The following is a 4550-nucleotide window of genomic DNA, read 5'->3' as shown; positions in this document are numbered from 1 at the left end:
TCCACGCCCCCGGCGCTCGGGATGTCCGCCCCCGTCGGACCCGTCGGACCCGTACGCAACGACCACCGCAGCGTGGTGGAGTCGGCGCTGTACCGGGACGGCCGCCGCGCCTCGTCCCCCGACACGCTCGCGGAGACCTTCCGCCGGCTGCGCGAGACCCCCGACGGCATGGCGTGGATCGGCCTGCACCGCCCGTCCGAGGCCGAACTGCTCTCGCTGGCCGAGGAGTTCGACCTGCATCCGCTGGCGGTCGAGGACGCGCTGGAGGCCCACCAGCGCCCCAAGCTGGAACGGTACGGCGAAACCCTCTTCGTGGTCCTGCGCGCGGCCCGCTATCTGGACGCCCCGGAGGAGGTCGACTTCGGCGAGCTGCACGTCTTCATCGGCCGCGACTTCCTCATCACGGTCCGCCACGGCGCCGCCCCCGACCTGTCGGCGGTCCGCCGCCGCATGGAGGAGACCCCCGAGCTGCTGGCCCTGGGCCCGGAGGCGGTGCTGTACGCGATCCTGGACGCGGTGGTGGACGGCTACGCCCCCGTCGTCTCCGGCGTCCAGAACGACATCGACGAGATCGAGACGGAAGTCTTCCGCGGCGACCCCGAGGTGTCCCGCCGCATCTACGAACTCTCCCGCGAGATCGTCGAGTTCCAGCGCGCCACCCGCCCCCTGGTAGGCATGCTCCACGCCCTGATGGCCGGCTTCGCCAAGTACGGCACGGACGAGGAACTCCAGCGCTACCTACGCGACGTGGCCGACCACGTCACCCACACCAGCGAACGCGTAGACGGCTTCCGCCAGGCCCTCACAGAAATCCTCACGGTCAACGCGACGCTGGTCACACAGCAACAGAACGCGGAGATGCGGGCGTTGGCAGAGGCAGGCTTCGAACAGAACGAGGAAATCAAGAAGATCTCATCATGGGCGGCGATTCTGTTTGCTCCCACGCTGGTGGGAACGATCTACGGCATGAACTTCGAGAACATGCCTGAGCTGGGGTGGGGGTTCGGGTATCCGTTCGCGATTCTGCTGATGGCGGGGGTTTGTGTGAGTCTGTACTTCATCTTCAAGAAGCGAGACTGGCTATAGCCAGAACACAAATCCACCAATCAACTTCGCGAAAGCGACCGGATGGTCGGTGTGACTTTGGGCCCTCGGGGAGAATCTGGGGAGAATGGGGGCAGCCGGGGAGCAGGACGTCGCCTGGCCGTCCAGCGCTCACCCAACGCGTCCTGCAGGGAGCTACCCCCTCAAGCGTCTACAGGCGCGCTACGGCGGGGCGGCTCACCTGGATGATCACCTGAGCAAGCGGTACCCGCCCCATGGCGTAGCGCGGTGGATCGTGCAACAGCAGCATGCACGCTCCAAGTTTCCAGGAAGTTCCACCACCGCACCTCCCCCACCGTCGCGCCGCGCTCCGCTCCTGTCCATACGCCGGAGCGGTGAGAAACCGGCACCGTCTGTCGCGGACCCCGGGCGCGGCAGGCGGTCACAAGGCAGCGTAGGGAGTTATCCGGAGCTGGCCAGGTGCTCAGACAGGGGGCCAAACAACTCGGCAGGTCGTGGACTCTGGCGGACAATCGCGTACGCACGCGCTGATCGCCGTCTAGAGACGTTGGCTGTCTGCTCAGGCAGACACCGTGACTCGCGTTCGGGACGAACGATTCGGGCCGGCTGGACGTGCCCGGCCTGAAGATCACCCCGCAACAGGTGGCACGCATCGCGCTCATACTTGAAGTGGAAAGCCCGACATGACATGGCAAGAGGACTACACAGCTTTCGTGAATAAAGCACGGGAGCACGCCAACAAAGCAGAGCACACACCAAGTGCGGGAGACCGGTACCTGCGCGAGACGAACGCCTCTCTCGCGGTCTACTGGTCAATGGAAGCCGCACGAGTCTGGCGAGAGAACAATCGGTAGGATCATGATCCCCGGGCCGTATTGGAGACAACTCCGGAACTGCCCGGGGAGCTCCCATGTCCACCTGCGGGAGTTCCTGGGGCGGTCGATCGGAGCATGCATGCAGCCCTTGCCCTTGCGCGCATTGCACTTCCGCTGAGTGGGACGCAGGTTGTCCTCGACCACTGGCCCTTCCGGCCTGGAGTGCACGTGTGCGCCGCACCGTGGAGCGAGCATTCCCTCGCGTGCCCACGGGGCATCCGCGCGCGCCGCCAAGTCCGGCGACTCAACAGCGCGGAGCCGTACAGCGCGAAGTTCGGTCCCGTCCGCCCCGGACCACGCTCGGCGCATCGCCCTCTCTACCGCGCCACGCTGCCCAGCCACAGCACGTCACGAGCTCGCGTCATCGCCACGAAGAGCTGGCTGCGCAGCAGTTCTTCGCGCTCTCGTGCCGTTTCGGGCACCTCCGCCGCGCTGGAGCCGCCGGCTGAAGGCCCGTTCGGCAGGGCAGCGTCGTACTGGGGCAGGTATACGTGCTTGAACTCCAGGCCCTTGGCCCTGCGGTAGGTGCCCAGTTTGACCGCGTCGACGGGACGGCCGTCGTAGTGCTCCAGCAGGCAGACCGGGATATCCGCCTGGGTGAGCAGCCGCTGGTAGTGGCCGATCGCCCGCATGGACGGGCACAGCACGGCCGCGTCAGCCCGCCCACCGGGGGGCAGGCCGCGCAAGGTGTCCAGGAGCACCTGGTCATGGGCGTCCACGGTCGGCCTCGTGACGCGGACCACCTCTCCGTCGTGGTACGTGAGGTCGATGTCGCGGCGGCCGGGCGTGCGCAGGCCGTCGATGTCCTCGAAGGCGTCGTCGGCCACGACCGTGAGCGCTGCGTCCAGGATCTGTTTGCTGTTGCGGTAGTTGATGCGCAACACCTGTCCGCGATCGCCGCGAATGTCGATGCCTGCGTCGGCGAGGCGGAACCCGCCCGGGTAGACGGCCTGTTGGCCGTCGCCGACCAGGAGCAGCCCGTTGGGGGCATCGCCGACGAGGGTGTGCAGGAGCCGTACGCCGACGAGGGTGAGGTCCTGGACCTCGTCCACGATGACGGCCCCGTACGGGGGCTGGTCCGTGTGCCGCGCCGCTTCTGCCAGGGCGAGCGAGAGGACGTCGTTGAAGTCGTGTACGCCGCGCTCGACGCGCAGCGACTCGTACGCCTCGTAGAGCTCCCACACCGCCTGCCGGTGCGACCGGCGCAGGCTCGTCCTGCGCCGGCGTCGGGGCACGGTCGCGTACTGCTCGAAGGTGGTAATGCCACGGCCCTTGATGACGTGGTCGATCTCCTCGTGCCAATAGCCTGGCGCGGGGTCTATCTCGGCCAGCCGGCTGTCGCGCCCGATGTGCTTCCAGGCGAGGCTGAAGGCGGTCTCGGCCTTGTCTCCGTGCAGCCGTACGGGGACACCGCGCTCGTGCAGAAACTCCTGTGCCCAGGAGTGCAGGCTCCTGAAGTCCACCCGGTCCGCGACCTCCGGGGACATGGCCCTGAGGAACGTGCCCTGCACACGCGGCAGATTGTTGGCGAACGTGACGTACAGGATCCGGCCACCGGTGCGCCTGGCGAGGTGGGCCGCGCGGTGCAGTCCGACCACCGTCTTGCCCGTACCCGCCGGGCCGCTGATGCGTGCGGGCCCCGACCAGTTGCGGCGCACCAACGCGACCTGATCGGGGTGGAGGAAGGTCATCCACTGCTCGATCGGTGTCCGCAACGCCTCCGCCAAGGCCGCGTCCCGCAGACCATCCAGGTCGAACAGTCCGTCGGACATGACGTGTCGCGGCTGCTCCGGTGTCAGCGCCTGCTGGGTGACCGCCGATCCCTCGTAGTCGGGAAAGACACGCTCCAGATGGTCGGCGATCGCACGCACCGACTCCGCGCGCAGTCTGCGGCGCTCGGACAGCAGCGCGGGACCGACCTCGTGCTCACCCAGGACCCGGATCCGGCCGAGGTCGGCGTCGACCCGTCGTCCCGCGAACACCATGAGCGGCCGGACGGCCACCGGCGACAAGCCAAGGGATGCGACCGCGCCTTCGGCGGCTTTGGTGACCGCGAGCAGTTTTGCCGCGTGCTCGTCTCGTGGCTCGCCTCCAGCTCGGAGCTTGCCGTCCGAGACTTCTGGGGCAGAGCGCCAGTTCTTGACGTCGATGACGAAGACACCGCCAGGGCCCACCAGCAGCATGTCCACATTGGCGGCGCGTGTCCCCGGCCATCGGCGATCCACGAGCAGCCGCCACCCGCGCTCCGTGAGCACCAGCAGCTGGGCGGCGACCAGCCGTTCGCCCTCGCTCGCCGCTTCCCACCGTCGGGCCTGCCGGCGAGCGGCGTGCCACTGCTCCCGCAGTAATCGCTCCTGCCGTCGCGCTTCCTGCGCCCGTCGCGACGCCGACCCGCCTGCCGCCATGCCCAGCCCCCTCATACGCGGAGTAGCGATCATAGGACGGTCCGCGAACGGAGTGGCAGGGCTCACAGCAGTTGAGGCAGGGGCGCTCCCCCGTCTGCGCGGCCGAGCGGCAACAGGATTCCGGCCCGCTCCAGATCCTTCTCGGAGCTCAGCCGCACCTGTGCCCGAAGTGGGAGTGCGCCGTCGCCCCAAACCCCCGCACCCC

Annotated in this window: 2 protein-coding genes; one reads left to right on the top strand and one right to left on the bottom strand. The window is 68.2% G+C overall.

Annotated features, from left to right (window positions below; translation table 11 throughout):
- Window positions 1–21 precede the first annotated feature (21 nt).
- Window positions 22–1086: a magnesium and cobalt transport protein CorA gene (locus A8W25_RS30425; protein ID WP_420708538.1), complete on the top strand. Its 1065-nt coding sequence runs from the start codon at window positions 22–24 to the stop codon at window positions 1084–1086.
- A gap of 1171 nt (window positions 1087–2257) precedes the next feature.
- Here A8W25_RS30425 and A8W25_RS30420 read toward each other — a convergent pair.
- Window positions 2258–4345 (bottom strand): nuclease-related domain-containing DEAD/DEAH box helicase, encoded by a 2088-nt coding sequence (locus A8W25_RS30420; protein WP_067167649.1) that lies wholly within the window; start codon window positions 4343–4345, stop codon window positions 2258–2260.
- Window positions 4346–4550 lie beyond the last annotated feature (205 nt).

The organism is Streptomyces sp. ERV7, assembly GCF_001653515.1.
In the GTDB taxonomy this organism is placed as follows: Bacteria; Actinomycetota; Actinomycetes; order Streptomycetales; family Streptomycetaceae; genus Streptomyces.
Note: the sequence above shows the minus strand (reverse complement) of the source record. Positions and strands in the feature narration are given on the sequence as shown.